This is a genomic window from Paraburkholderia silvatlantica, from assembly GCF_003096715.1.
In the GTDB taxonomy this organism is placed as follows: Bacteria; Pseudomonadota; Gammaproteobacteria; order Burkholderiales; family Burkholderiaceae; genus Paraburkholderia; species Paraburkholderia silvatlantica.
Window position 1 is genome coordinate 1 of sequence record NZ_QEOL01000013.1, and the last position, 25,732, is coordinate 25,732.

Below are 25,732 nucleotides of genomic sequence, written 5' to 3' on the forward strand. Positions count from 1 at the left end.
GTTCACCAGGTTCGGCATGCTGTCCTCGATGCCGAGCCTCGCGTGCGGGCCGCCCATGTCGGTTCGCACCCAGCCGGGCGCCATGAGCAGCAGGGGACGATCGAGGAGCTCACGGCGTTCGCGATGGTGCCGAACCGCATGCCGGCGCGGCTGGCATTGCGGCCAGCAGTCGAGTCGCTTCGACCACAAACGACATGTCGACCGGGCCGTGACTGAAGCCTCAACCTTGCGTGATGAAGGTATGGACGTGGGTGTTGAAGAGGTCGGGGTGCGTGCCGTTCATGCCGTGAGTGGCGCCCTTGATCGTGACGCGCCGCGCGAACGCGATCCACGCCTCCAGCGCTTCGACGTTGTTGCGGAACATGAGCGGGCTGCGCTGGCCGTCGATCAGCAGCGTGCGGCACTTGATCTCGCCAGCGGCGCGTGGCGCATACGGCGGCAGCGGGTCCTGCAACTGCTTGGGCAGCGTCGTCGCGTTGGCGATGGCCATCTGGCGAAACGCCGCCGAGCCTTTTCTCCAGGCACCCGGCACGCTCACGGAGTCGACGAACAACTCGAGCCCCGCTTCGACTTCGCCCGCGTGGATGAGGTCGGCGGCGCGCGTGCGCAGCGTGTTGGTGGCGGGAGGCAGCGCGGCTTCGTCGTCGTCCGCGCGGGACAGCGGGCCGCCGGGGTCGGCGAGCACCAGCGTGCGCACGAGGCGCGGATAGCGGCGCGCCAGATGCCACGCCACGCAGCCGCCACGCGAATGGCCCACGAGGTGCACCGATTCGAGACCCAGCGCGGCGATGAAATCGGCCAGCTCGGCGACGTGGCTCTCCCAGCCGAAATCGCCCTGAATGCAGGCGTCCGCCGCGGGCCAGTAGTGGCTCAGACTAGGCGCGATGCAGCGGAAATGCTCCGACAGGCCGTTAAGCTGCGGCATCCAGTAGCGGTAATCACAGAGCGATCCGTGGACGAACAGCAGCGGCTCGCCATCGCCGCGCTCGAGGAACGGCAGGGCAATGCCCGAGTGCAACGTCGCGTACGACAGATCGGGCGCAGCAAGTAGGGAGGGATCGATGCGTTGATTCAAGGAGTAGCTCCTGGCGTGTGAGCGTCACTTTGCCGCAAGCGCACGATTAAGGGAAACTCAATAAACTGAAGGAATCGATAAGGTTTTCTGATTATAAAAAGGGGCGCAACGCCGCGAGGCCCGTCGCGCGGGGCTATTCTCTTACAGCAATGAAAGCAATCGGGTGCGCCGCACCGCTGGCGGCCCGGGGCGCGGCGGCACAATTACGATTTGCAGCGGCGATGGCCGCGTTCGCGGCGGGAGATTTACGCCTTCGGCGCCACGAGATTGGCGTCGCGCGCGAGCAGCCAGCGTCCGCTCGCATCCTTGCGCACCAGTGTGAGCGTGTAGCCCGCACGCCGCATGGGCTGGGTTGCGCCCGGCGGCAAGATGGAGATGTCGATGCGATTGCGCAGAAAGGCCCAGTCCCCCAGCACCTGAAGTTCCACGATCTCAGCCGTGCCCTCTATGCGCATGTCCTGTTGTGCCTGAGAAGCCGCGGCGAACCCGGCCTTGCCGAACGGCTCCTGGCCAGGCACCGTGAACACCACGTCGTCGGTCATCAGGCTAAGCACTTTGGCGGTGTCGCCGGCGCGGCTGGCTTCCATCCAGGTTTGCACCAGCTCGCGAATTGCACGTTCGTCATCGGTCATCGTGGACTCCCTTTTCAGTTCAACGATTCTGGAATGCGCCTATCGCGGTGCTTCAAAACGCACTGCGATAGGCAAACAGGCCCGGCAAGCCGCCGGTCATGACGAAGAGGACGTTCTCGCCGCGTGCAAGGCGTCCCAAACGCGCGGCTTGCACGAGACCGGCGAACGCCTTGCCGCCGTACACGGGGTCGAGCAGCAGGCCTTCTTTCGAAGCGACGAGCCGCACGGCCTCGCGCATCGCGTCGGTCGGAATGCCGTAGCCGTCGCCGAGCTGTGCTCCGTCGATCACGATCGAGCGGCCCTCGATGCGCCGCGCCGGATCGATCAGCTCGAGCGTCTTGCCAGCCTTTTCGAGCGTTGCTGCGTGGGCCTGCTCGGCCTTCGCGAGGACGGTGTAGGCAAGCACGAGGCTCGGGTCGATGCCCAGCGCCGCGAAGCCGGCGGCGAGCCCCGCATGCATGCCGCCGCTGCCGTTGGGCACGACGATGCACGCGAAGCTCAAACCCTGTACATGGCCCTGCGCCATGATTTCGGCGGCGCACGCCGCGTACCCCAGACACCCCACCGGGCTCGATCCGCCCAGCGGGCACACATAGACCTTGCGGCCCTGGGCGCGCAGCTCGCCGGCGCGCGCCTGGGCGAATTCCAGCGCATTGGCCGCGCCGGGCAGGTCGTGCACGCGTGCGCCGAGCAGGTCGTCGAGCAGGACGTTGCCGTTCTCCAGATACTCGAAGTCCTCGCGCGGCACGGCACGCGTGAGCACGAGTTCGCACCTCAGGCCCGCTTGCGCCGCCGCAGCCGCCGTCAAGCGCGCGTGGTTCGACTGACGCGCGCCCACGGTGATGATGGTGTCCGCGCCCGCAGCCAGCGCTTCGCCCACCAGAAACTCCAGCTTGCGCAGCTTGTTGCCGCCGCCGCCGAGGCCAGTGAGATCGTCGCGCTTGACGTAGACATTCACGCCCCCAAGTTCGTGGCTTAGCCGCGGCAGGGGCTGGATCGGCGTGGGTCCTTCCAGCAGTGCGCGGCGAGCATGCCGCGAAAGATCGAGCTGATACGGGGACGCGGCATGCGTTGCTGGATTCGTTGCGGTCGTCATCGGGCTCTCGCTGTCTCGCAATTTGAAATGGGAGTGTGGCTGGCGGCATCTGCGTTTGCCAGGCGCCGAATAATAACCGGGGTAATGCTCGAATAATGCGCGACGCCTCAGGGTTCTCACGTCCACGTAATTCCGTATTGCGTCGCAGCAAGGAGGTTTTTAGACTGATTCTTATCCAGGCCATCGTCCGAGACGATATTCCCACCACGGGAGGCTTCAAATGAATATTTTTCAATCGCCGAGCCAACCATCGAGTCCGAGGCTGCACGTATTCGAACAGGAAGGCGGCTGGCACTGGGGTATCACCGTAGAGCGTTCGGCAGGCGGCGGGTTCAAGGTGATCGCGTACAGCGAGAAGACGTTCCGCGCCGAAAACGAAGCACAATCCGACGGCGACCGCGCCCTCGTCAATCTCGCCGAACTGGTTTGAGCCGCGCGCCGCGCGGCTTCGTGTTTTCACGTCTGCGGCATCCTTCCTCGCATCCTTGCACGTCTGCGGCCCGCGCCCCGCGCTGCGCCGGAATCGACGTTTCCTTTCGTCTGGTCGCTTTGTCTGCATGCACTCCGGCAGCGTCCATCGGCCTCAGTGATCGATCGCGCGACGTTTGCGAAAAATCAGCGCGCAAACTCGTCTGCCCCGGTATCTTGAAAAATTGCCCGAGAGGGCGAGTCAGACCGTTCCTGAACGCCGTCATTTTCCTTCATGACTTCCACCGCGCCGCACTCCTCGCCGACCCTTGCGCCCGATCTGCAACTGGGCGAACCCATGACCGATACGATGCACGCCGAGTTCGTCGCGCTGCTCGACGCGCTTGCGCGCGCGAGCGACGAAACATGGCTCGACGCGTTCGACGCGTGGGCGGCGCATACGAAGCAGCATTTCGCGCAGGAAGAAGCGTGGATGGCGGAAATGAACTTCGGTCCGCGCCATTGCCATGCGGGCCAGCATCGGCACGTCCTGAACGTAGCCGCCGAGGTGCGCAGGCAAGTTGCCGATGAGGGGCGTTTCGACACGGGGCGGCAACTGGTGGGCGAACTGCGCGAATGGTTCGCCTGGCACGTGCAGTCGATGGACGCCCTCATGGTCGAAGGCCTGCGCGAACGCGGTATCGCGAAGTTCGATCAAGCCGTCTGAGTCACATTCCAATCGTTCGATTCATGCAAGCAGATATCGTAATCGTGGGCGCCGGTCCGGTGGGGCTGTGTCTCGCGCGCTCGCTCAGTGGTGCTGGCCTCAAGATCGTCATGGTCGAGCAGCAGAGCCTCGCCGGCATCAGCGAGCCGCAGTTCGACGGGCGCGAGATCGCGCTGACCCAGAAGTCGGTGCGCACGATGCGCAGGTTCGGGCTTTGGGATCTCATCGACCCGCACGCGCGTGCCCCGCTGCGCAGCGCCAGGGTGTTCAATGGTCCCTCGCCGGGGGCGCTCGAGATCGGACACGACCTGAGTGGCCACACGGAGCTGGGCTGGCTGGTCTCCAATCACCTGATTCGCAAGGCTGCCTACGAGGCGCTGCGGCAAAGCACGGCTGAGCATGGCGACGTGACGCTGCTCGCGGCGCGAAAAGTCAGCGCGGTGAAAGCCGATGACGATCTGGCGAGCGTGACACTGGAGAGCGGCGAGACGTTCTCGGCGAAGTTGATTGTCGCGGCAGACAGCCGCTTCTCGTCCACGCGCAAGATGATGGGCATTGCCGCCAACATGCACGATTTCGGGCGCGCCATGCTGGTTTGCCGCATGACGCACGAAGCGCCTCACGAGCACGCCGCATGGGAATGGTTTGGCTACGGTCAGACGCTCGCGTTGCTCCCCATGAACGCGGAGCGCTCGACGAACGCGCATCAGTCGTCAGTCGTGCTCACGTTGCCTGTGGGCCAGGTCAACGAGATCGCCGCGCTGGAGCCCGACGCGTTCGCGCGGCATATCGAGGACCGTTTCATGCACAGGCTGGGCGCGATGAAGCTGGCGAGCACCCGGCATGTGTATCCGCTCGTGGCCGTTTATCCGGAGCGCTTCGTCGGCAAACGCTTCGCAGCCGTGGGCGACGCCGCGGTCGGCATGCATCCGGTGACTGCGCATGGGTTCAATTTCGGTCTGCTCGGTGTGGAAACCTTAGGTAAGCGAATCATCGACGCGCACAGGAGCGGCCTCGATATCGGGGTGCCCTCGGTTTTACAGGGCTATGAAACGCAGCACCGACGCGCGACGAAGCCGCTCTATCTCGCGACCCGGTTCATCACCGACGTCTATACGAACAACACCGCACCCGCGAAACTGGCGCGCGACTTCATGCTGCGCGCGGCTTCGAAACTGATGCCGTTCAGGAAGGCCATCGCGGCTTCACTGACCGGCTGACTTCAGGCTCCCTCGCCAGTCACTGTCCGCATAGACAGGTAGGCGTTGCTGGGCCAGTCAGCGGGCGCGGGCAGCAGGCTGGTCGAGACGCCATAAACCCTCGGGCGGTCCTGCAATATCAATCCAGGTCCGCAAATCGTCTGCGAGCGCTGCTTGAGGGTGGCCGGAAGGATCAGTGATGCCAGAAGAGGGGATCCTGGCGAGAGCGGCTATCACCTTCCTGCGCATATTGGCTTTCCCTTGGCGACGTCCGGCCATGGCGCTTTGCGGCGCCCGGCTCGCGCTCGGCACTGGCGAGCGTGAGCAGGTGCCTCGCTTCGCGGCTCGATGGGTCGACTTCCACCGCATGCCCTGCATCTTGCCGCACACAAGCCCATTGGCGCTCGTGTGCGCATTGCCGCGCCTCGCCGATCAACGCGTCGCGCTGCTGCTCGCGCGCAACGAGGTCGGCTTGCATCTGCTGCGCCTGGGGGTTGCCCGGCTCGACGGCGAGCACACTCGCGAGCGCCCTGCGTGCGGGCCAGAGGTTGTTCTTGTCGAGATTCAGGCGCGCGCTGGCGAGATTGCTCGCGACCTCGGGATGCGCACTCGCATGGCGCGGGGCGCCGGGCGGGCGTGAGACGGCCGGCGCATCCCCTTGGGCGACGCGGTGCTGCGCCGTCGCATTCGCACGCGGCGGAACGGCGGGCGGCCGCCTGGCCAGCGCGGCGAGGGTGCTACTGGTGCCTTGAATGCCCTGCTGCGTGCCTTTTGACCCGCTCACGGCCCCCTCGATCACCTGTACGCCGAGCTTTGGCTCCCATTCACTGCGGTGCAGGAACGCATAACCGGCGAGCGCGATTGCGAGCGCGCCGAGACCCGCCCAGGCATAGCGCGGCAGCCGCTTGCGCGTGGCGGCGTGTTCCTCGTCGATCGAAGGGTACTTCCCGTCGTAGGCCCGATTGCCGCCAAGAGCGCCCGGCAGTGCGCCCAGGTTTGCCCGCAGGCGCCCGGCTACCCCGTGCGTGCGTTCGCCCGACACGCCATCGCTCGCGGCTGCGATGCGGGCTGCCGCGGCCACTTGATTCGCTCCGCATTGGGGGCAGAGTGCGAGCGGCGCATTGAACCTGGTTCCGCAGTAGGGGCACTCCGACGCGTCGGAATCGTCGTGACCAGGGGCGTTGACCATGGGAGGAGCGCGCTTTCGCTTCGATTGACGTATTGCCGCAAAATCGGTGCCTGATTTGCGCACTCATTTGAATATGGGCCACTTCGCCGCGAAGATCAATCGGCGGATTCCGCCAGTTTGGCGGATAGGGACGGGCGAAACGCCAGCGAATGACGCTGCCTTATGTGCCTTACGGCTTCACGCAGCCGATGATCGTGGCGATTGCAGGAGCATCCAGCGTCAAGCCGATGTGCCCCACACCGGGCACGATCTTGACTGGCACGTGTGCGGCCGCTTTCCCGAACGCCGCCGTGTATTCGCGGGCGTGAAAAACCTCATCGTCGGCGCCGGCCAGCACGTGCGGCGGCTTCGCCAGAATCAACACATTAATAAGGATCACAAATCAATATGACGGATTTGCGCGTACGATATTCGCGCTCTGCAGGCGGCTGCAGAGCGCGATGAGGACGTGACGTAAGGAACGTGCCGCTTGCGCCTGTACGGGAATCGAAGCGACGAGGCGCAAGCGGTTCGCGGAACGCTTTGGATCGAGGGCGCACGTGATTCCGGCCGGGCTACTGCGACATTTATTAGCACTGCAGGATTTTGTTAATTTTTTATAAAACTGACGATAAATCGGATTTATCCGATAGTTATCCTGCATTCCATCCGTTAGCCTCGACCATCGCATGCTCAAAGCAATTCGGGTAGCGACGCCTGTTTGCCCTCATGTGCCTTGCGTCGTTATGAATAGATCGGAAAACGCCATCGCGTCAGGCGGGGCTTCGTCCCGTATCACAGGTATAAGCAATGAATATACGGTGCGCGGCTACAGCGGTAAGACGATGCTCGCAGCCGAAAAGGGCTTCTACTGGCGCATCGAACTGCAGTATCCGCTCGGGCAAACCGGGCGGGTTCTCTACGCGCGCATGGAGAATTTCGATGCCGAGAAGCATCTGTTTCCGGAGTCCTCGACCTACATGGATTTCCTGATGAAGAAGAAAACGAAACAGCCTTAAGGGAGCCGTCATGTCCAGAATCTTTTCTTTCAAACTTTGGGTTGCCCTTTCTACGTTTGCGCTGCTGGCGGCGTGTGCGCAGCCGGTCAAGCACGTTGATTACACGGCTTTCAGGAACAGCCGTCCGCATTCGATCCTGGTGCTCCCGCCGGAAAATGAAACGACTTCCGTACAGGCAACGAACAGCATGCTCTCGCAGATGACGATGCCGCTCGCCGAAGCAGGCTATTACGTGGTGCCGGTGGCGGTGATGGATGAGACATTCCGGCAGAATGGCTTGACCGTCCCGGCGGATATTCAGGCAACGTCACCCGCAAAGCTTCGCGATATCTTCGGTGCCGACGCCGCGCTGTATTCGAAGATCACGCAATTTGGAACCACGTACCAGGTGGTCGATAGTGCGACTGTCGTCACGGCTTCCGCAAGGCTGGTGGACCTGAAAACCGGCGATGTGCTGTGGCAGGGCAGGGCAACTGCCAACAGCAACGAGGGGAATAACTACGGCGGGGGGAGCTTGATCGGCATGCTCGTAACCGCGGCGGTCAAGCAGATTGCGAACTCGGTCACGGAGAAGAGCCACGATATTGCTGCTGCGACGAGCTATCGGCTTCTGCATGCGGGACCGCCTAATGGTCTGCTATATGGGCCGAGATCGCCGAAATACGGCACAGATTGACCGTGCTGGTCGTCATACGCGATGCTCGCTGCGGCGAGTATCGCGTCTGGCGGGTTCGTAATTATCAGCCTCCACATCGTTGGGATTAACGATCCCGGAAAGCCGCAGCTGTTGATGCTCACCGCTCATCGCGATTGCGTGCCAGACTCAGTGCGACGACACATAAATCGCATCCGCAAACGGCTCCGGAATGGCAAAGCTTGTGCGCATCCGCTTCGTTTCTGCCGCGGGCGTCAGGCCAAAGAGTCTTTTGAACTCCCTGCTGAACTGGGACGCACTCGTGTAGCCCACAGCGAAGCTCGCCGCCTCCGCGGTCAGGTCCTGGCGGACCATCAACAGGCGAGCCTGATGCAAACGCGTCGACTTCACATACTGCATCGGCGAAACCTGGGTGATTGCCTTGAAGTGGCTATGGAAGCTCGGAACGCTCATTCCCGCTTCCTGTGCCAACTGCGTCACGTCCAGCGGCTGCGCATAGCCGGCGTGGATAAGGCGTAGCGATCTGCCAATTCGGCCGAACTGACCTCGCATCGCCAAAGCCTCGCGCATCGAGCTGCCTTGTGCGCCGGTGAGCACCCGGAAATAGATTTCACGCAGCAGGCACGGGCCCAATACTGTGGCTTCGAGGGGCCGATGCATCGCCTCGAGCAAGCGCAGAACCGAGACCTGCATCGCGTCATCCATCGGCGTCGACATCATGCTCTGAGGCGCATGCACACGCGCCGTTACGCCTTCGCGATCGATCTGTACCGCCAGTTCAGCCGCCAATGTGAAATCGAGGTGCAGGTAGAGCGCAAGCAACGGACGCGCCTCGGTTGCGTCGGTTTCCATGCTGAACGGAACAGGCACAGACACGGCCAGATAGTGATGTTCATCGTACAGGTAGAGATGGTCGCCGAAATAGCCTCGCTTGCGCCCCTGACAAACGATCACGATGCCGGGGTCGTAGAGCACCGGCGTGCGTGACAGCGGCCGGTTCGAACGCAGGATACGGACGCCCGGCAGCGCGGTGAGGTTGTAGCCCTCCTCGGGCGCCAACGCGCGAAGCAACGCAATGATGCGATTGCGGCTTCGCGACGTGAAGCCAGGATGGTGGGTAGAGGTCCGCTTCGTGCTCATAGTTTTAGGCAAGAAAATTAGCAGAATCAGGCTTTGTTTAGCCCGGTCCTCAGACTAGTATGCACTCACCAGACAACGTTCGGGAGAAGCTTCAATGGAGTCCAGTAAAATTCTGCTCATCACTGGCGTGAGCAGCGGCTTTGGTCGCGCGCTTGCGCAAGAGGCGCTGGCGGCAGGTCACAAAGTCGTCGGTACCGTGAGAAGTGCCGAGGCGAAGCGCGAGTTCGAGTCTCTTTCCGCGAATGCCGCATTCGCACGCGTGCTCGATGTGACCGACTTCGATGCGATCGACGGCATCGTCGAGGAAATCGAGGCGAGCGTCGGGCCGGTCGACGTGTTGGTCAACAATGCCGGATACGGGCACGAAGGCGTCATGGAAGAATCGCCCCTGGCCGAAATGCGCAGACAGTTCGACGTCAACGTGTTTGGCGCTGTCGCCATGATGAAGGCGGTTCTGCCGTTCATGCGCGCGCGCAGACGCGGGCACATTCTGAACATCACGTCGATGGGCGGCTATATCACCATGCCGGGCATCACTTATTACTGCGGTAGCAAGTTCGCACTGGAGGGCATCTCCGAGGCGCTTGGTAAAGAGGTCAAGGCTTTCGGTGTCGCCGTGACAGCCGTCGCACCCGGCTCATTCCGCACCGACTGGGCGGGTCGCTCGATGCGACGAACGCCCCGTTCGATCCCGGATTACGACGCGATTTTCGACCCCGTGCGCAAGGCGCGCGAGGAGAAAAGCGGCAAACAATTGGGCGATCCCCGGAAGGCGGCGCGCGCGATGCTTGCCGCAATTGCCGCGGAGCACCCGCCCGCGCATCTTTTGCTCGGTAGCGATGCACTCGGGCTCGTGAGGGACAAGCTGTCGATGCTGGAGGCCGAAATCCGCGCCTGGGAGAGCGTGACGGTCTCGACTGACGGCTGAGGATCGCGGGGCGCATCGAGATTTTTCACCCGGCTTGAAACGGCTGGCACTCCGTTGCGAACCAATGGCCGACCGGGCGCTGCGCTGCCTGTAGATTCTCGGGGCAGGATGGGTCGCTCCATGCCTGCGAATCATCAGGCGCGGGGATGATTTCGGCGGTGCAAACGCTCTCGGCATGTGCAGACTTGCCTTGATCATTTTACCGGCCCATTGGGGGTCAGGATTGGTGGTTCAATACCGCCTGTATCCACGGCGAAGCCGCCCCAGGGGCCCGAACCGACACTCGGGCCGATGTCACCCGGCGGGCTGTAGTCGCTGCTAACCGGTATCGCGGCTGCTGTACCGCGAGAACCGGTCCCCGTCCCAATGACGCCTGGCGGGCCGTAGCCGGTATCAGAGGTAGCCGTCGCCGAGGCGTTTGTGTTGCCGCTCGTGCCCGTTGCCCTCGGTTGGCGGTAAGTTGCCGGCGCGGCACGCGCTATGGAGTTCGCGCCTGGCGCGGTCCCAGGGACTACCGCGACCACGTTCTGCCTCATGCGCAACTGGGCGAACCTGCTTCCCAGGATGCTGGCGGAAGCTACGCCAGGGCCACCTGCACTCGCGTTACCACCGCCGGCGGCGCCTCCACCTGCGCTACTGCCAGTGCCCGAACTACCTGCGCCGGAACTGCCTGTGCCGGAACTGCCTGTGCCGGAACTGCCGGCCCCGGAGCTACCGGCACCGTGGCCGCCGCCTCCAGAACCCGCACCGCTACCACTGGAGCCGGAGCCACTGCCACCCGAACCGGCACCGCTGCCACTGGACCCGGCACCGGAGCCACCCGAACCGGCACCGGAGCCACCCGAACCGGCACCGCTGCCACCCGAACCGGCACCGCTGCCACCGGAGCCGGCACCGCTGCCACCTGAACCGGCACCGGCGCCACCGGAGCCGGAACCGCTGCCCCCCGAGCCCGCACCGTTGCCGCCCGCCCCGGCACCATTGCCTCCGGAGCCCGCCCCCGCCCCGACGCCCGCACCGTTGCCCCCCACACCAGCGCCGACGCCCGCGCCCGCACCTGCGCCGTTACCACCCACGCCTGCGCCGACACCGGCCCCGACGCCTGCGCCGTTGCCACCTACACCCGCCCCGACGCCCGCACCGTGGCCACCATTACCGTTGCCATTGCCATTGCCATTGCCGCCCGCACCCGCACCCGCACCGTGACCACCGCCGTTGCCACCCGCGCCCCCACCGTGGCCGCCACCGCCACCATTGCCGCCCGCCGCTGCATAAGCCGCACCGGACAGCGCTAAAACCGCCACCCATGTCGCCGTGTGTTTCGTCGCTCGGTTCATCGTCCGCCCCTTTCCTCGTACAAACCGCTTCGAGAGTGCGCCGGTGCAGCGCTCAAATTCCGCGCGTGCGCCAACAGCTGCCTCGCGCATACGATGTGCCACGATGAGCTGGGGAATCGGTCCTATTCAGGATAACTACGAACGACGCGATGCATCGCCCGATGCAGCCGGGATGATTCCGGCGCTTCCCTGTACGGCGCGTTTTCGCCGACGGCATTTTGAAAAATTGCCATCGGCAAAAGTCTCCAGGCGTCACGTACGGATCCGGCCACACATCACGCGTGGAGTCCATGTCGAGTGCCGGATTTGAACAAGAGTCTTTATCAATCGCCGGGAGGGCATGATCCGTGCGCAGATCGCCGGTCCAGGCGTCCCGATCCGCGTCAGGTTTTCCCGCTCCGCGCAAATTCCCGAATTCGCGCGGCCAGCGCGGGTATGCCAGCATTACGGGCCACGAAGTGGGAAAGCTGGCGGGTGGCCAGATCGACGGTCACCTGATCGTCGGGCGCCTTGGTATAGGGTCCATCGACGGCTGCGTGATATTCGATGCGCAACTGGGCGTCGTTCGCGACGATGCGCAAATAACCGTAATTCTGGTCGTCGTAGTTTTCGATGACGACGGCATCGGTGTCCTTCGAGGCGGCCTGGATCAGTTGCGGTGCCCGAAGCGGCGGCTGCCCGTTGCTGGTCAGCCGCTGGATACCGTGTCCGCCGTTACCACACACAATGTACGGAATGTGGGTTCCGTCAGGACGTGTGCGGGTAAAGCGTTGATAGTTGTGCGCATGTCCCGCAAGATCGGCATGGGGCCATACGCCCACCTCTTCGCAGATCGCATCGATCTGCTGCTGCATCTCGATACTCCAGCCGTGACGTCCGCGAGCGACATACGGCGGATGATGATGCGCGAACAGGAGTGCGCCCCTGTAGCCTTCCTTTTTCACCCGCTTCAACGCCGCCTTGAGAAACTTCAGCTGGCTGTCGCCGATGTCGCTGTTCGAAATCACCCCAGGATCTTCGAGCGTATTGCTATACAACGCGATGATGCGCACGAACGGCGCTTCGAATGTAAAGAAGACGCCAGGTTGAATTTGCGCAGTACGTGAAAGGTTGCCGGCATCGGGAGAGACCTGAAAGCAGTCGGAGCAGAAGTTTCGCAGAAACGCCTGCAAACTCTTTTCGTGCTGCAATGGCGAAATCATCCCGTCGTGATTGCCGGCGACGGCGAGAATCGGTGCGTGGTAGTCGCGATAGGGCTCGTAGAACTGATCGTAGTAGTACTGCGCTTCGCCGAAGCTATAGACGATGTCGCCCAGCAGAAAATTGAATTGCGGCACTTCGGCAGGATCGGTTTCGTCGAAGTCGCTGACCATCTTGTCGGAGACTTCGTTCTGCGTTTTCGGGCCGCGAGTACTGCCGCAATCGCCCGTCGAGTGAAAAACGATCTGTCCGTTCGTACTGATCTGGTCGAGGATGGTCTGATCGTTGCTGATCACGTCCGCGAGTGTCAGGCGGGGCTCGACGCCGCCACGCGGCGCAGGAAACGCAAGGGCCTTGAGTTTGTGCTCGCGGTTGAGTTCGTCGATCATCCGGTAGGCCGCCACGTCGGAGGCATGCCTGACGATGAAGGTTTGCGGATCTGGCGTAGGCTGCGGCTGCGAGAAGACGGGGGCGGCGAGTACGCGGCCGCTGTCACTGCTGGTTGGCGTTCGAACCAGGCGCTTCTTTGGCATGTTCTATTTCCTCCAATCGTGGATACAAAGCGGGACCGCGCCTGACCGGCATGGCCTCCTGCCGAATGCTCCGGGTGAGACGGTGGCTTGCGGGAGAGGTTCAGTCGCAGTCGTTGCAGGTCGTAACAGGCGATTTTTTTCTCCGTTTATACTCACTGTCGCCTGAATGGCTTACGCCCAGGTCCCACGCTGCACGCCGAAAAAACCACGACATCAGTCGACAACACGGCACGCGATTCACGTTTCGCAACCGCGGTTCTTACATAACGGGTGGGACCTATTATGCTAAATCGTGCTTTTGGCGCAGTGATTTCATCGTTGCTCGCGGCCGGCGCGGCCGTTGTACCGGCTATCTCGCATGCCGACGACAGCTTCGCGCAGGACGAAGGCGCGTCGCATGGCCGTGCGGTCAAGGTGATGATCGTTTCGATGTTCGGCCCGGAAGGGCAGGTGTGGCTGGATCATCTCGGACCGTGGCAGGACATCACCGTCGCGGGTCTGTCCCCCGATTACCCGGCCGTGCACTGCAACCGGCAGGATGTCTGCGTGATGACGACAGGCATGGGGCACGCAAACGCCGCCGCGTCGATCATGGCGCTGACGTTCTCGCCGCGGTTCGACTTGCGCCATACGTACTTCATGGTGGCGGGCATCGCCGGTATCGATCCGCTTCAGGGGACCGTCGGTTCCGCTGCCTGGGCGAACTGGCTCGTTGACTTCGGCATTCAATGGGAGATCGACGGACGCGAAATTCCGTCGGGCTGGAACACCGGCTATCTCGGCATCAACACGACGGGCCCGACGCAGAAGCCGCCGCTCGACTATCGCACCGAAGTGTTCCAGCTGAATCCGTCGCTGACGAACGCGGCATTCGCGCTGTCGCGCAACGTGACGCTGAGCGACGACGCGCAGGCGCAGGCCGCACGCGCAAAATACAGCTATGCACCCGCAAATCGGCCGCCGACGGTGATCCAGTGCGATACGCTGGCGGGCGATACCTGGTGGTCGGGCACCGAACTCGGCGAGCGAGCGCGGCAATGGACGAAGATCCTGACCGACGGCAAGGGCACTTACTGCACCACGCAGCAGGAAGACAACGCCACCTTCGAGGCGCTGACGCGTGCGGCGAACGTGCATCGCGTCGACCTGAGCCGTGTCGCGGTGCTGCGTGCGGGCTCGGACTTCGACCGGCCGTATGCGGGCCAGTCAAGCGCGGATAATCTGCTCAACTACGCGTCGCAAGGCGGCTTCACGATCGCGATCGACAATCTGTTCCTCGCGGGCAATCCGCTAGTGCAGGACATCGTCACGCATTGGGGCGAGTGGCGCAATGGCGTACCGCAGCGGTAGCGCGTTTGCGATGGGGTGACGCGTAACCGACGCCTTCGCATCATTGTCACGGTGAGGCTGTCCGCTCATCGAAGTGCACATGTCCAGCATCCATGCGAGGGAGCCGTTCCGGCACCATCCGGAGTTCGCCGATATCGTCAAAGGGCAGATCCGCGGCCTGGGGATGGAGGTGCGGGTTCTTCTCGCCCGGCATCCCCCTTTACCCGGCTCACCCGTTCGCTGTCCCCGGTTCGGCGACTTCGTCGCGCGTGAAGCGCGCGTAACGCAACGCCAGCGTGGGCAGCACGATCAGGTTCAGTGCGGTCGACGTGATGAGTCCGCCAAGAATGACGATCGCCATCGGCCCTTCGATTTCGTTGCCCGGCGCGCCACTCGTCGCAGCGAGCGGCGCCAGCGCGAGCGCGGTAACCAGCGCCGTCATGAGGATTGGCACCAGCCGCTCCGATGCGCCACGCACCACGGTGTTCATGTCCCAGTTCTGTCCGTCTGTGTACACAAGATGCTCGTAGTGGCTGATCAGCATGATCGAATTGCGCAGCGAAATGCCGAGCAGCGTGACGAAGCCCACCATGCTGCCGAGCGAAAGATTTCCACCAGTGAGGACCACGCCCAGCACGCCGCCCACAAGCGCGAAGGGCAGGTTGATCATCACCAGCAGCACGGCGCGCAGGTTCTTCAACGCCAGGAACAGCAGCAATGCGATGCCCACCAGAGCAATCCCGCCGTACGCGAGCAGGTCGCGCTGCGATTGCGCGCGCGCTTCGCTTTCTCCGCTGAAAACGGCATAGGTGCCCGAAGGCATCCTGATCCCGCGATTCACGCGCGCCTGCGCTTCCTTCACGAAGTCGCTGACCGCCCGGTTGCCGAGATTGACCGACACCGTCTGCACGCGCTCGCCGCCGTCGTGCGTGATCTGGTAGCGGCCGGCGACCTGCCGGATCGTCGCGAGCGTGGAGAGCGGCACGGCAAAGCCGTCGGCGTTGCGCACCATGAGTTTGCCCACGTCGCCGACCGACCTGCGCGTTGCGGGGTCGAGCACGACTGCAACGTCGTAGCTGCGGCTGCCCTCGTAAATCTGCGCGACGGTCACGCCGGCATAGGCGGCCTGGATCGCATCGAGAACTTCGACCGGGCGAAAGCCCCAGCGGCTCAGTGCGTCGGGATTGAGCCTCACATCGAGTTCGGGAATCCCGGGGGGAGAATCCACCCGCACACTGGCAACGCCGTGGATCGTACCGATGAGCTGGGCGATCTGCTGCGCGGTGCGATCGATGACGTCGAGATTGTTGCCGAAGACGTTCACGACCACGGGGGCTGTCGTCCCCGAAATGGTTTCGTCGATGCGTTCCTCGAGAAACGTGTTGACCGAGGTGGAGAGGCCCGGAAAGCGCGTCAGGGCCTGGCGAATCCGGTAGAGCGCCCAGCTCTGGCCCGATGCGCCCATCGGCTCCAGGTCGACTTCGAATTCCGAGAGCTGCACGCCGGTCGGGTCGACAACACCGTTCGCACGGCCGGCGCGCTGCGCCACGAGGCGCACGCCCGGCACCTGCAGCAGCGCCAGCGAGACCTGGCTGCCGATGCGCATCGATTCGGCAAGCGAGGTGCCCGGCGCGAGCCCCATATGAACGGTGTAATGTCCTTCCCGCAGTTGAGGAATGAAACTTCCGCTCATGAAGGGCACAGAGGCGAGCGCCGCGGCACACATCACCACGACGATGACCATGACCCCTTTCACATGTTGCTCGACTTTCTGCAGCAGTGCGACGTAATGTGTCTTGAGGCGCCCCATCAGGCGCGGCTCCCGCTCGGGTAACCGTCCCTTCGCCAGCAGGGCGATCGCCATCGCGGGCGTGAGCGTCAGCGCGACGCCCAGCGACGCGAGCACGGCGAGAATATAGGCGATGCCCAGCGGGGCAAAGAGCCGTCCGCCGATACCGGTGAGCGTGAGCACGGGCAGGAAGATCAGCATCACGATGAAGGTGGCGAAGACCACGGCGCTGCGCACTTCGAGCGAGGCGCGCAGCACGACATGAAATGCGGGCAGTGGCTCACGCAGCATACGGTTTTCACGCAGACGCCGGTAAATGTTCTCGACGTCGATGATCGCGTCGTCGACCACTTCGCCCAGGGCGATGGCGAGGCCGCCCAGGGTCATCGTGTTCAGGCTGACCCCGAACGAAGTGAGGACGATGATCGCGACCAGCAGCGACATGGGAATCGCAACGGCAGAGATCACGGCGGTGTGCACGTTGAGCAGAAACAGGAACAGCACCGCGACGACCAGCAAGGCGCCGACGACAAGCGCCGTGCGCAGGTGAGCAACGGATGCCTCGATGAAGTTGGCGGGCCGGAAGACGTTCGTGTTCACGTCCACGCCCTGACGGGAGAGCACCGGCGCAAGCCCGGCGAGTGTCCTTTCGATGTCGCGCGTCACGGCCATCGTGTTGGTCCCGTACTGGCTTTCCATCACGACCATCACGCCGGGCTTGCCCATGATCGATGCTGCGCCAACGGCGGGTGCGCTTCCCCACGTCACGCCGGCAATGTCGCCCAGGCGAACCGCTGCGCCGTTGCTGGAGCGGATCACGACACCAGCGAGTTTCTGGGGCGTCGCGATCTGGCCATCGGCGTTGACGGCGATGCGCTGATTGCTGTTTTCGATGAACCCGGCGCCGCGCACGCCTGTGGCCTGGCGCGCCGCGGCAATGACATCCTGGATCGACAGATCATGGTGCATCAGCCTGACAGGATCGGCCTGGATCTGCATCTGGCGCGTTTGACCGCCGAACACGATCACATCGGCCACGCCTCGCGTGCCAAGCAACGGCGGCTTGATGGTCCACTGCGCGATGTCGTAGAGGTCCGCGAGCGAGCGCGTCTTCGACGTCAGACCGATGGTGCGCACGACGCTCGTCGTCGTCGTGAGCGGCAGGAGCTGGGGCGCCGCGACACCGGCCGGCAGTGTGCCCGCGAGTCCGCTGATGCGCTCGGTGACGAGCTGCCGGACCTGCATCACGTTGGCATGGTCGTCGAACACGAGCGTGATCGAAGAGAGGCCCTGCATGGACCGCGAGCGGATCGACTGCAGGCCGGTCATGCCGCCAAGGGCATTTTCGACCGGCTGTGTCACGAGGGTCTCCACCTGTTCGCTCGTCATGCCCGGCGCGGCCGTCTGCACGATGCTCATCGGCGGTGCGAACTCGGGAAAGACGTCGAGCCTGGCGCGCGTGAGGGAAAAGAGCCCGTAGCCAGCCGCCATGACGGCCAGCGAGAAAATGACGCCGCGAAAGCGCAGCGAAAAGCGAATGATCGCGTCGAGCATGGGGCTGTGGGTGGCGTTGTTCCGGGCGGTGCATGTAGGGTTCAGTCGCGGGATCAGTCGTCACACTCGGGCGGATCCTTGCAGGCGGTGCCGATGCCCTGTGGCTTGATTTCTTCGGAGAGCAGCAGTTGCGCGCCCTGCGTCACGATCTGGTCGCCAGCCTGGAAGCCAGCTGTCACGATGAAACCGTGATCGCCTTCGTTGGCCGCCTGCACGTAGCGCCGCGTGAAGCGGTCGTGCGCCGTGCGCACGTATGCCCAGGTCTGGCCGCCGTACCACACCACAGCCTGCACCGGGATCAGCAGCCCCGAAACGGCCTCGTTCGATGCGGGCACGCGCGCGCTCGTGCGCAGGTTCGCGGGCAGCGTGATGCCGGCGACGTAAAACCATGGCGTGCCCTGTACGGCAGGATCGGCGAGGGGCGAAGCGGATAGCCTCTGGGCGGCCGCTGTGCCGCCGCCGGGTGTGTCGACCGCAATGCTCCCGGGTGGCGTCTTGCCGAAGCTGGATGGCAACGTCACGCGTAACACAACCGACTGACCCGCCTGGAGGCGCTGAAACAACGTAGAGGCCGGCGCCGTTGCCGCGTTCGCGAGCGCATCGCCGAACCGCTGCCGCAGCGTGCCGTCAAGACCGTCCAGCGTGACCCGGGCGGCCTGGAGTTTTGCCGCATCGCCCTGCATCGTCGCCTGCGCTGCCTGGAGAGTCTGCTTCGAAACATTGCGGTCGTCGGCGAAGAGCGTACGGCTGCCCTCGTACTGCGCGCGTGAACTGGCTGCCTGTGCGGCGAACGTGTCAACGTCGGCACGCGCGCTGGCGAGGCGGTTGCGCAGATCGAAAAGCGGTTGCAGATCGATGACCGTGGCATCCGCGCTGATGCCGGACTGGCTCGTGACGGCCGCGAGCGGCGCGATTTCGATGTGGCCGGCGCGCTGCGCGTCGAGGCTCACGACCACGACTGTCTCGCCGTTGAGCGTCTGCACCGTGGTCTGCGGTGCGGACGACGTGGCGGTGGATGTCGATGCGCCAGAGTCGTCGAACGCCTGGTTGACGATGTACCAGCCTGCGCCAGCGCAGAGCGCCAGCGAAAGGACGATAAGGAGGATCAGCCGGAATTTCATCGTGTTGTCCCCTCACTGAGGATAGGCCTCGCTGCCTCGTGGACGAGAGGTAACTGCATCGCATCTTCGAGTGCGCCGGCAGCCTGCTGGAGCGCGACTTCGGCGTCGAGACGGGCGATTTCACTCGTCTGATAGCCGGCTTTCGCCTGTGTGTAGGTCAGCCGGTCCGCATTGCCGCTCGCGAATGCAGCCGCCTGGCTGTCGAGCTGGCGGCGGGCGCTCGCCAGATGGGCGTCGGAGATCTGCAGCGCTTCGCTGCTCGCCTGATAGCGCGCCAGTGCGTGCGCGAGCTCGCCAATGATCCTGTCCTGCAGCGCGCCGGTGCGGACCGCTGCTTCCTTGCGCCTCGCCTCGGCCTGTTTGATGCCCCCCTGGTTCTGGTCGAAGATCGGCAACGTGATGCCGGCCAGTCCGAAGGCGATCTTGTTGGTGCCGGTGTCGTATGTGTAGCCGGGGCCGAGATGGATGTCCGGATACTGTTTCGCGACCTCGAGCTGAAGCGCCGATTCGGCGGCGGCGTAATCGGCCAGCGAGGCGCGCAGATCGGCGCGATGGAAGAGTGCCGCTCTCTGCGCGTTATCCGGAGGTGGAGCCGGGGCAGACGTGCCGAAGGCGCTCAGGTCGAGCGTCACGCCGTCGAGCGCGGCGACCGGCACGCCGATGGCGGCGGCCAGTTGCGCGCGTGCGTCTTCTTCGGCAGTTCGCGCGGCGGCCAGGTCGCTCTGGGCCTGGGTGTCGGCAAGGACCGCCGCATCGACATCGGGCTGCGAATACTGGCCGGCTGCGAGACGGTGGCGGCTCATGGTCGTGATCTGCCGCTGGGCTTGCGCCTTCGTGGACAGGAAGGCGATGCGCGTACGCGCGGCAAATAGGGCGAGCATGGCGTCGCGGACCTGGGCACTGACCGTCCACGCTGCGGTGATGATGTTCAGCCGCGCAGCTTCGGAAAGGTGGCTCGCCTGATCGACGCGATAGCCGCGCTTGTGTGCGGTCTCGATCGGAATATCGAGCGAAGGGCCCCAGGTAAAGGGCGCTCCGGGCCCCGGATTAGGGGTGTTGTACTGGAACGGCAACTGCAGAACCGGGTTGGGCGTTGCGTTGGCGACATCGATGCCGGCCCTGGCCGTGCCCCATTGCGCACGGGCCAGATCGAGGGCGGGGCTGTAGTAGAAGGCCGCCAGGGTCAGCCACTCGCGGTTCCATGCTGCCGGTGGCCACGGGCTGACATCGTGACCAGCTTCGCGCGCGATCCAGGCGTGCAGTTCCTCGCTCGCAAGCGTGCGCTGCTCGAATTGCCGGGCAATCTGGTCGGGGGCAATAGGCTGGGGATGATAGGTCGTACAACCGGCCACCCCGCTCAACACGATGAAGACAATCGATAACGCGCGCCGCATGCTGGCATTCCATCCCGGACGATGTGCCGCCCACGCGGACGGTTTTCGGGTTGGAGGCTACGCCACCGGTTGTGAAGTTTTCGTCAAGAACCCACCCGATCCGGGTGAAACTGGCTCAGGTCCGCTCAGGTCCGCTCAGGTCCGGCTTGCCGCCGGCAGCCGAAGCGACACGCTGGTTCCCTTGCCGGGCTCACTGCCAATCTCGATTGCCCACCCGTAGCGCTCGCACAGCTTTCTGACGATCGACAAGCCGATCCCAACCCCGGGCGTCGGGGTGTCGGGCGATGCAGCCTGGTAGAACCGGTCAAAGACATGAGGGATCGCGTGCGCCGGAATACCTGGCCCCGTGTCCTCGATGTAAAGCCAGCCGTTGGCGTAGCGAAAGCGCAGGCTTCCGTGGTCGGTATGCCGCACGGCATTGTCGATCAGGTTGGAGAGTACGATCGCAAGCGCAGGGCGGTTCGCCACGATGCGAAGCTCGCCGTCGATTTCAATGAATGAGTCGAGTCCCTTTTGCGCGAGCCGGGCGGCAAACGGTGACAACGCGGTTTCGATCATCTTCGCCACGGCCACCGGCTCGACTTCGCGTGCAGAATCCTCCCGCGCGAGCATGAGCAGTGCATTGGCGAGTTCGCGCATGTTGTCTGCTGCCCGCTCGATCTGCTGCAGCCTTGTGCGCGATTTGCCCTGGATCGCCGTATCCTGTTCGAGCAGTTCGCAGCCTGTCTTGATGGTCGTGAGCGGCGTGCGCAGCTCGTGGCTGACATTGCCCGTGAACTCTTTCTCGCGCGCCATCATGTCGGCCATGCGCTGGTGGTAGTCGTTGAACGCCTCCACGAGTCCGACGAGCTCCGTTTCGTCGTATTTGCCGGGATGAATCGCCGCCGATTCACCCAGCCGCAGTGTCTTGACCTGCTGGGCGAGTCCTGCAACCTGACGTACGAGCAGTCCGGAAAGGCCAAAGGACAGCCAGATCGTCAGGAGTGCAAAGATGCCGGTGCCGCCCATCAGGGCGTTGATCACTTCCTTGAAATGCTTTTCGTAGATGTTGAAGTTGTACACCCGGTACAGGCGTGCGGTGCCAAGGGGGGCAATCTCCACGTGAATTTCCCGGTCGTCGATAATGATTTCGTGCGTGCCGAACGGCAGGGCTCTGACGGTTTCGGGCAGAACAATGGAACCGCGGTCCGCACCCGAAACATAGCCGTTCACGCGCACGTCGAAGGGGGGCAGCAACGCAGGATTGGCCTGGTAGCTCTTGAGCACGCTTGCCATGTCGTCGCGGATGAGCGCCGCAATCAGCCTCTCCTCCTGCGCCTCGGCCAGTGCGCGCACGCCCAGCGCCTGAGCGGCCAGCAGCGCGATGGTCAGCACGGAAAAAAACAGGGCGACCTTGAAGCGCAGGCTATTTCGCATCATCACAACCCGCCACGAGCCGGTAACCGACGCCATGCAGCGTTTCGATCACATCCGGTTCACCTGGCCCGCACAGGGCCCGACGCAGCGTATAGATGTGCGTGCGCAGCGTGTCGCTGTCCGGCAGTGCTTCGCCCCAGACTTCGGACTCGAGCTCGGCGCGAGTCAAGGTGCGGTGGGGCGACTGCATCAGGATACGCAGCAGGTGAAGACATTTGGGAGGGAGCTTCACCGGGCGTCCGGCACGTTCGGCGGTCATCGACGACAGGTCGAGCCGCACATCCGAAAATCGAAGATCCATCGTGGCGACCTGGCCGCGATAGCGCTTGATCATGGCGCCAAGCCGCGCACCCACTTCCTTGAGGGAGAAAGGTTTGACGAGATAGTCGTCGGCGCCGTGCACGAATCCCGCGAGCTTGTCGTCAAGTGCATCCCGTGCAGTCAGCATCAGCACGGGCGTGTCCCGGGCCGCCTCTTCCCGCAGCCTGCGGCAGAGTGTGAGCCCGTCCATGCCCGGCAGTGACAGATCGAGCAAAATGGCGTCCCATGAGCCGGCGAGGGCCATCTGCAGCCCCGCGTTGCCACTGGAGGCCACGTCGACCTCGTAACCGCCTGCCTCGAGATAGTCGTAGAGGTTCGCGGCAATCGAAGAATCGTCTTCGACAATGAGCACCTTCACGGACATCAGTTGGCCATCCTCGGGTATCGGGAAGGCTGATGCTACCGCAGTTTTTTATGCGTTGCGGCTGCGTAGGCCGCGATTGTTCGTGTTTCCCGCTTCGCCTGACCGATGGCTCGCATGGACGTACCATGGAGTGGCAGTGCGATAGAAGCCCAGGTTGCGCTGCGCCCATCAGACGCGTGGAGATGCGCCATGAAGAGCCTTCCGGAAATCCCCCTGACGCTGACTGCGTTGACGCTCCTGCTGGCCCTGGCCGGATGTGCCGTCGGCGGCGTGTCACAAAGCGGGCCACATCTGAGCCCAACGGAGTGCCGTGACCTGGCCGCGCTCAGAAGCAACGCGCCTCCGACGATGGCGGAACACCAAAGCGAACTGGCGGCCCTGAGGAAAGCGGGCTACGATCCGTCGCCATGGTACGACGACCCATACTACCCCGACGATCTACAGGCGGCGCAGCGTCTGGTCGACTACTGGTTCAACACGGAGTGTCACCCGTTTCAACCCCAGTGAGACAGGCGGGTTCGCTCCACGTCCCGGCGACAACGTTGAGTCCTGCTGCCGGGTCCTTGTCCTGCAGGTCCACGGCGCCGGTGCCGGCGTGCTATTTGCGCGCGAGTGGCCTATCCTGAAAGGATCAGTGGAGGCTGGTTTTCTTCTACGCATTCGACGGGAGGTGTGTCATGTCGATGTCGATCACTTTGCAGGAGCGCCTGCGCAGCAAGGGCTCACGCTACGAAATCGTGCGCCACCCATACAGTCATTCGAGCATGGAAAGTGCGGCTGCGGCGCATATTCCCGGTGACCGTCTTGCAAAAACGGTGCTGCTCGAGGACGAGCACGGCTATGTGGCCGCCGTGCTGCCCTCAACCTATGCCGTGCAATTGTCCGAGCTTTGGAACAAGACAGGGCGCAGGCTCGCCCTTGCTACGGAGGACGAACTGCGCGAGTTGTTCAAGGACTGCGATGCAGGGGCGCTGCCGCCGATCTGCGCGGCTTATGGAATGAAAACCTATCTCGAGACGAACCTGGCCGGCCAACCGGACGTCTACTTCGAGGCGGGCGATCACGAAGAACTGGTTCATATGGAAGGGGACCAGTTTCTGGCGCTGATGGACGACGCGGAGCGAGCCCATTTCGCAAGACGCATGCGAGGCATGGGCGTGCGTGCGTGAGCGAGTCGCCGAACGGCGTTCCTTCAGGCAGGCGCGGCACCGATTACGAAGACGTCGCCGCCGCCATGCGCACATAGACGCGCAGCACCTCGTCGTTGTCACCCGGACGACTACCCTCCCAGTACAGTCGCCAGCCTCCCTCGGGCGGCTGTCCCTGCGAGGGACGACCCTGTTCGATAAGCCAGTTGCAGGAGGTGGCCCGAGTGTCCGCGGTGGGCACGTGCATGACACCGGCGAAGTAATAGAGCATGGGAGCCTCGGATTCGCCGAGCCCGCTGCTTGCCATGCAGTCCCCCGCACTCCAGGTGCCGTTCAGTTTGGCACGCAGATCCTCGAACGGTGCGCGATAGCTCTTCGCGACATCGAGCCAGGGCAGCAGCAGCGTGCCGACGAGCCCCCATGTGACGATGGCGCCCAGGCACCAGCTGAATGCGCCGCGCCAGTCGCCCGCTGACTTGAGCAGGGGCAGCAGCAATAGCCACCCGAGCGTGAGGGCGAGCGCCGCGACGATCAGCTTCGGCTGAATTGGCATCACCCATTCGAGCGGCAGCCAACGGCCAAGCACATGCAGGACACCGTGGGTGTCGGGGGAACCCGTCATCGTCCACCATACGGCCCATGCAAGCACCACAAACGAGCCGAACACGATACGGCTTGTCATGTCCCACGCGAGGTGCACCCGCTGCGGCAGATAGCGGACTGACTGCATGGCCAGCAGGGAGAGCGGGGCGATGAACGGCAGGATGTAGAGTTCGCGCACTGTCGCCGACGTCTGCAATACCGCGAAGCCGATCCCGGAAAACAGCACCGGCAGTGCAACGTCGGGTTCGCGCAGGCGTCGCCATGCACCGGCCGCAAGCGCCACGAGCGCGAGCGGGACGACCGGAAAGCCGACTGTCAACGCCGTACGCAGCACAAACAGGTGCCCGACGTTTTCCGAGCCGAGTTGCGGCACCGAAAAGCCAAAGAAGCGGCCGATGTTGTTGTCCCACAGCCAGATCCTGAATAGCGTTTCGGAGCGCAGATAGAGGCAAAGCGGCCAGATCAGCGCGAACGGAGCGAAGTACAGGGCCGAGCGCGCCAGCGAGCGCGCAAAGCTTCTGCTACGGCACGCCGGGTAAAGCAGCATCGCCGCGCAGGTGGTTGCACCGAACACGAGCGGCACGAACAGGCCCTTTGCCAGAAAGGCGACTCCGACGCCAACGCCGAACATGGCAGCGGCATGCCGGGCAGCGTGTCCTTGAACGCGCGTGTCCTGGCAGGCGCTGGCGGCGCCGCGGTCTTCGTCAGGATAACGATGCAACGCGCCGTCCATCCGCAAATGAGCGCAGACAAGATCGTAAAGTGCGCAGAATGCCAGCGCAGCGCCGGCCATCAGCGCGACGTCCGTCATCATGTCGTGGATATGCTTGACGACTACCAGCGTGCTGGCGAAAAGTGCGAGCATTCCGGGCACGCGCGGGTCGGACCAGCGCACGGCGCCGGTACCCCGGCGGGCGAGGCGTGCCGTGCAGGCAAGCGTGAGCGCAGCGAATACGACGCTTGCGAGACGGGCCGCGTCGTGCAGCGGCAGAAGCCGGCCGAACATCCAGGCGAGTGAGGCTGCCACCCAATCGTAGATGGGCGGTTTTTCCACGAAGGGCTGCCCGGCGTTGGTCGGCACGACCAGATCGCCGGTGTCGAGCATGTGTTCGATGATGCCGAAGGTGTAGGTTTCGTCCTGCTTCCACGGATCGTGGCCAAGCGTGCCGGGCAGGAGCCAGGCGCAAACGAGCGCGAACGCAAACAGCCCGACGAACAGACCTGAAGTTGCCAATGCCCGCGAGTCTTTGCGCGCACGCGGCAATTCGGGGGTCAACGGGGTGGCGGGCGTCGCCGGCTGGCTGCCCGTGGTCAGCTCCCGCGGCACGTCGAACCGCACCGCGTCATTGGAGAGGGCAACCTGTCCGATGCCAACTTCTGCGACGCCGGCGCCATCCTTGCTTTCTTGCATGTAACCCTCCGCTCCCCGGCGCGCGACAATCTGGTCAGCACCTTTCGTTATGTGCCGTCGACGCGACAGCTGTCACGAGTACGATTGTATGCGCGAATTATTACCAAACATTACAGGTCGGCGTAGCGCATTTGAAAGGTTTGCTTCCTACCGTAAACGGCGGGA

22 protein-coding genes and 3 pseudogenes are annotated in these 25,732 nt (G+C 63.8%); 11 read left to right on the top strand and 14 right to left on the bottom strand.

Translation table 11 applies throughout. The features are described from left to right. The 4 genes and pseudogenes from C7411_RS37835 to C7411_RS18000 form a co-directional block, all read right to left on the bottom strand. Positions 1-99 (bottom strand): annotated as a pseudogene (locus C7411_RS37835) (3-oxoacyl-ACP reductase); the annotation flags it as partial. Positions 100-220: 121 nt separating this feature from the next. After that, on the bottom strand, positions 221-1,075 hold the full coding sequence (locus C7411_RS17990; RefSeq protein ID WP_110385780.1) for an alpha/beta fold hydrolase: 855 nt from the start codon (positions 1,073-1,075) through the stop codon (positions 221-223). A gap of 245 nt (positions 1,076-1,320) precedes the next feature. Further along, positions 1,321-1,707, bottom strand: a complete 387-nt coding sequence (locus C7411_RS17995; protein WP_110385779.1) for an SgcJ/EcaC family oxidoreductase — start codon at positions 1,705-1,707, stop codon at positions 1,321-1,323. 52 nt (positions 1,708-1,759) lie between these two features. Continuing rightward, positions 1,760-2,803, bottom strand: coding sequence for a D-cysteine desulfhydrase family protein (locus C7411_RS18000; protein WP_110385778.1), 1,044 nt, complete (start codon positions 2,801-2,803; stop codon positions 1,760-1,762). 220 nt (positions 2,804-3,023) lie between these two features. Between C7411_RS18000 and C7411_RS18005 the strand changes: the two genes are divergently transcribed. From C7411_RS18005 to ubiM, 3 genes are all read left to right on the top strand, one after another. Then, complete coding sequence (locus C7411_RS18005) at positions 3,024-3,233, top strand: hypothetical protein (protein WP_110385777.1); 210 nt, start codon at positions 3,024-3,026, stop codon at positions 3,231-3,233. A gap of 273 nt (positions 3,234-3,506) precedes the next feature. Next, positions 3,507-3,938 (top strand): hemerythrin domain-containing protein, encoded by a 432-nt coding sequence (locus tag C7411_RS18010; protein WP_110385776.1) that lies wholly within the window; start codon positions 3,507-3,509, stop codon positions 3,936-3,938. Positions 3,939-3,961: 23 nt separating this feature from the next. Then, positions 3,962-5,158 (top strand): 5-demethoxyubiquinol-8 5-hydroxylase UbiM, encoded by a 1,197-nt coding sequence (gene ubiM, locus C7411_RS18015; protein ID WP_110385775.1) that lies wholly within the window; start codon positions 3,962-3,964, stop codon positions 5,156-5,158. Between the two features lie 172 nt (positions 5,159-5,330). Here ubiM and C7411_RS18020 read toward each other — a convergent pair whose 3' ends face one another. Together C7411_RS18020 and C7411_RS37550 are read right to left on the bottom strand one after the other, a co-directional pair. After that, complete coding sequence (locus tag C7411_RS18020) at positions 5,331-6,218, bottom strand: hypothetical protein (protein ID WP_110385774.1); 888 nt, start codon at positions 6,216-6,218, stop codon at positions 5,331-5,333. 277 nt (positions 6,219-6,495) lie between these two features. Continuing rightward, positions 6,496-6,663, bottom strand: coding sequence for a hypothetical protein (locus tag C7411_RS37550; RefSeq protein WP_165822838.1), 168 nt, complete (start codon positions 6,661-6,663; stop codon positions 6,496-6,498). A gap of 445 nt (positions 6,664-7,108) precedes the next feature. On the opposite strand from C7411_RS37550, the pseudogene C7411_RS38240 reads away from it, so the two are divergent. Continuing rightward, positions 7,109-7,240: pseudogene (locus C7411_RS38240) on the top strand (ShlB/FhaC/HecB family hemolysin secretion/activation protein); the annotation flags it as partial. 94 nt (positions 7,241-7,334) lie between these two features. Further along, positions 7,335-8,000 (top strand): DUF799 domain-containing protein, encoded by a 666-nt coding sequence (locus C7411_RS18035; protein WP_110385771.1) that lies wholly within the window; start codon positions 7,335-7,337, stop codon positions 7,998-8,000. A gap of 147 nt (positions 8,001-8,147) precedes the next feature. Here the strand turns inward: C7411_RS18035 and C7411_RS18040 are convergent, their stop codons facing one another. After that, positions 8,148-9,119, bottom strand: a complete 972-nt coding sequence (locus tag C7411_RS18040; protein ID WP_110385770.1) for an AraC family transcriptional regulator — start codon at positions 9,117-9,119, stop codon at positions 8,148-8,150. A gap of 94 nt (positions 9,120-9,213) precedes the next feature. Between C7411_RS18040 and C7411_RS18045 the strand changes: the two genes are divergently transcribed. Further along, positions 9,214-10,047, top strand: a complete 834-nt coding sequence (locus tag C7411_RS18045; RefSeq protein WP_110385769.1) for an oxidoreductase — start codon at positions 9,214-9,216, stop codon at positions 10,045-10,047. Between the two features lie 1,142 nt (positions 10,048-11,189). Continuing rightward, positions 11,190-11,342, top strand: a complete 153-nt coding sequence (locus C7411_RS37560) for a hypothetical protein (protein ID WP_165822839.1) — start codon at positions 11,190-11,192, stop codon at positions 11,340-11,342. 425 nt (positions 11,343-11,767) lie between these two features. Here C7411_RS37560 and C7411_RS18055 read toward each other — a convergent pair whose 3' ends face one another. Next, positions 11,768-12,973, bottom strand: a complete 1,206-nt coding sequence (locus tag C7411_RS18055; protein WP_243413215.1) for a metallophosphoesterase family protein — start codon at positions 12,971-12,973, stop codon at positions 11,768-11,770. Between the two features lie 426 nt (positions 12,974-13,399). Between C7411_RS18055 and C7411_RS18060 the strand changes: the two genes are divergently transcribed. Then, on the top strand, positions 13,400-14,467 hold the full coding sequence (locus C7411_RS18060; protein ID WP_110385767.1) for a purine-nucleoside phosphorylase: 1,068 nt from the start codon (positions 13,400-13,402) through the stop codon (positions 14,465-14,467). 67 nt (positions 14,468-14,534) lie between these two features. After that, positions 14,535-14,624: pseudogene (locus C7411_RS38640) on the top strand (type II 3-dehydroquinate dehydratase); the annotation flags it as partial. A gap of 51 nt (positions 14,625-14,675) precedes the next feature. On the opposite strand, the gene C7411_RS18070 reads toward C7411_RS38640, so the two are convergent. The 5 genes from C7411_RS18070 to C7411_RS18090 form a co-directional block, all read right to left on the bottom strand. Then, a complete protein-coding gene (locus tag C7411_RS18070) occupies positions 14,676-17,789 on the bottom strand; it encodes an efflux RND transporter permease subunit (RefSeq protein WP_110385766.1) in 3,114 nt (1,037 codons plus the stop codon). A 53-nt stretch (positions 17,790-17,842) separates the two neighbouring features. Continuing rightward, the gene (locus C7411_RS18075) at positions 17,843-18,910 is read right to left on the bottom strand and encodes an efflux RND transporter periplasmic adaptor subunit (protein WP_110385765.1); all 1,068 of its coding nucleotides are present in this window, start codon (positions 18,908-18,910) and stop codon (positions 17,843-17,845) included. Further along, positions 18,907-20,304, bottom strand: coding sequence for a TolC family protein (locus C7411_RS18080; RefSeq protein WP_110385764.1), 1,398 nt, complete (start codon positions 20,302-20,304; stop codon positions 18,907-18,909). Before C7411_RS18080 ends, C7411_RS18075 begins: the two co-directional genes overlap by 4 nt. A 135-nt stretch (positions 20,305-20,439) precedes the next feature. Continuing rightward, on the bottom strand, positions 20,440-21,720 hold the full coding sequence (locus tag C7411_RS18085; protein ID WP_110385797.1) for a sensor histidine kinase: 1,281 nt from the start codon (positions 21,718-21,720) through the stop codon (positions 20,440-20,442). Further along, positions 21,710-22,399: a response regulator transcription factor gene (locus C7411_RS18090; RefSeq protein ID WP_110385796.1), complete on the bottom strand. Its 690-nt coding sequence runs from the start codon at positions 22,397-22,399 to the stop codon at positions 21,710-21,712. The genes C7411_RS18085 and C7411_RS18090 overlap by 11 nt, the downstream gene beginning before the upstream one ends. A gap of 195 nt (positions 22,400-22,594) precedes the next feature. Here C7411_RS18090 and C7411_RS18095 point away from each other — a divergent pair, with 195 nt between their 5' ends. Beyond that, a complete protein-coding gene (locus C7411_RS18095; protein ID WP_110385763.1) occupies positions 22,595-22,912 on the top strand; it encodes a DUF4148 domain-containing protein in 318 nt (105 codons plus the stop codon). 170 nt (positions 22,913-23,082) lie between these two features. Then, positions 23,083-23,574: an aminoacyl-tRNA deacylase gene (locus C7411_RS18100; RefSeq protein ID WP_110385762.1), complete on the top strand. Its 492-nt coding sequence runs from the start codon at positions 23,083-23,085 to the stop codon at positions 23,572-23,574. Positions 23,575-23,617: 43 nt separating this feature from the next. On the opposite strand, the gene C7411_RS18105 is transcribed toward C7411_RS18100, so the two are convergent. Next, positions 23,618-25,567 (bottom strand): ArnT family glycosyltransferase, encoded by a 1,950-nt coding sequence (locus tag C7411_RS18105; RefSeq protein WP_181431350.1) that lies wholly within the window; start codon positions 25,565-25,567, stop codon positions 23,618-23,620. Positions 25,568-25,732: the final 165 nt, after the last annotated feature.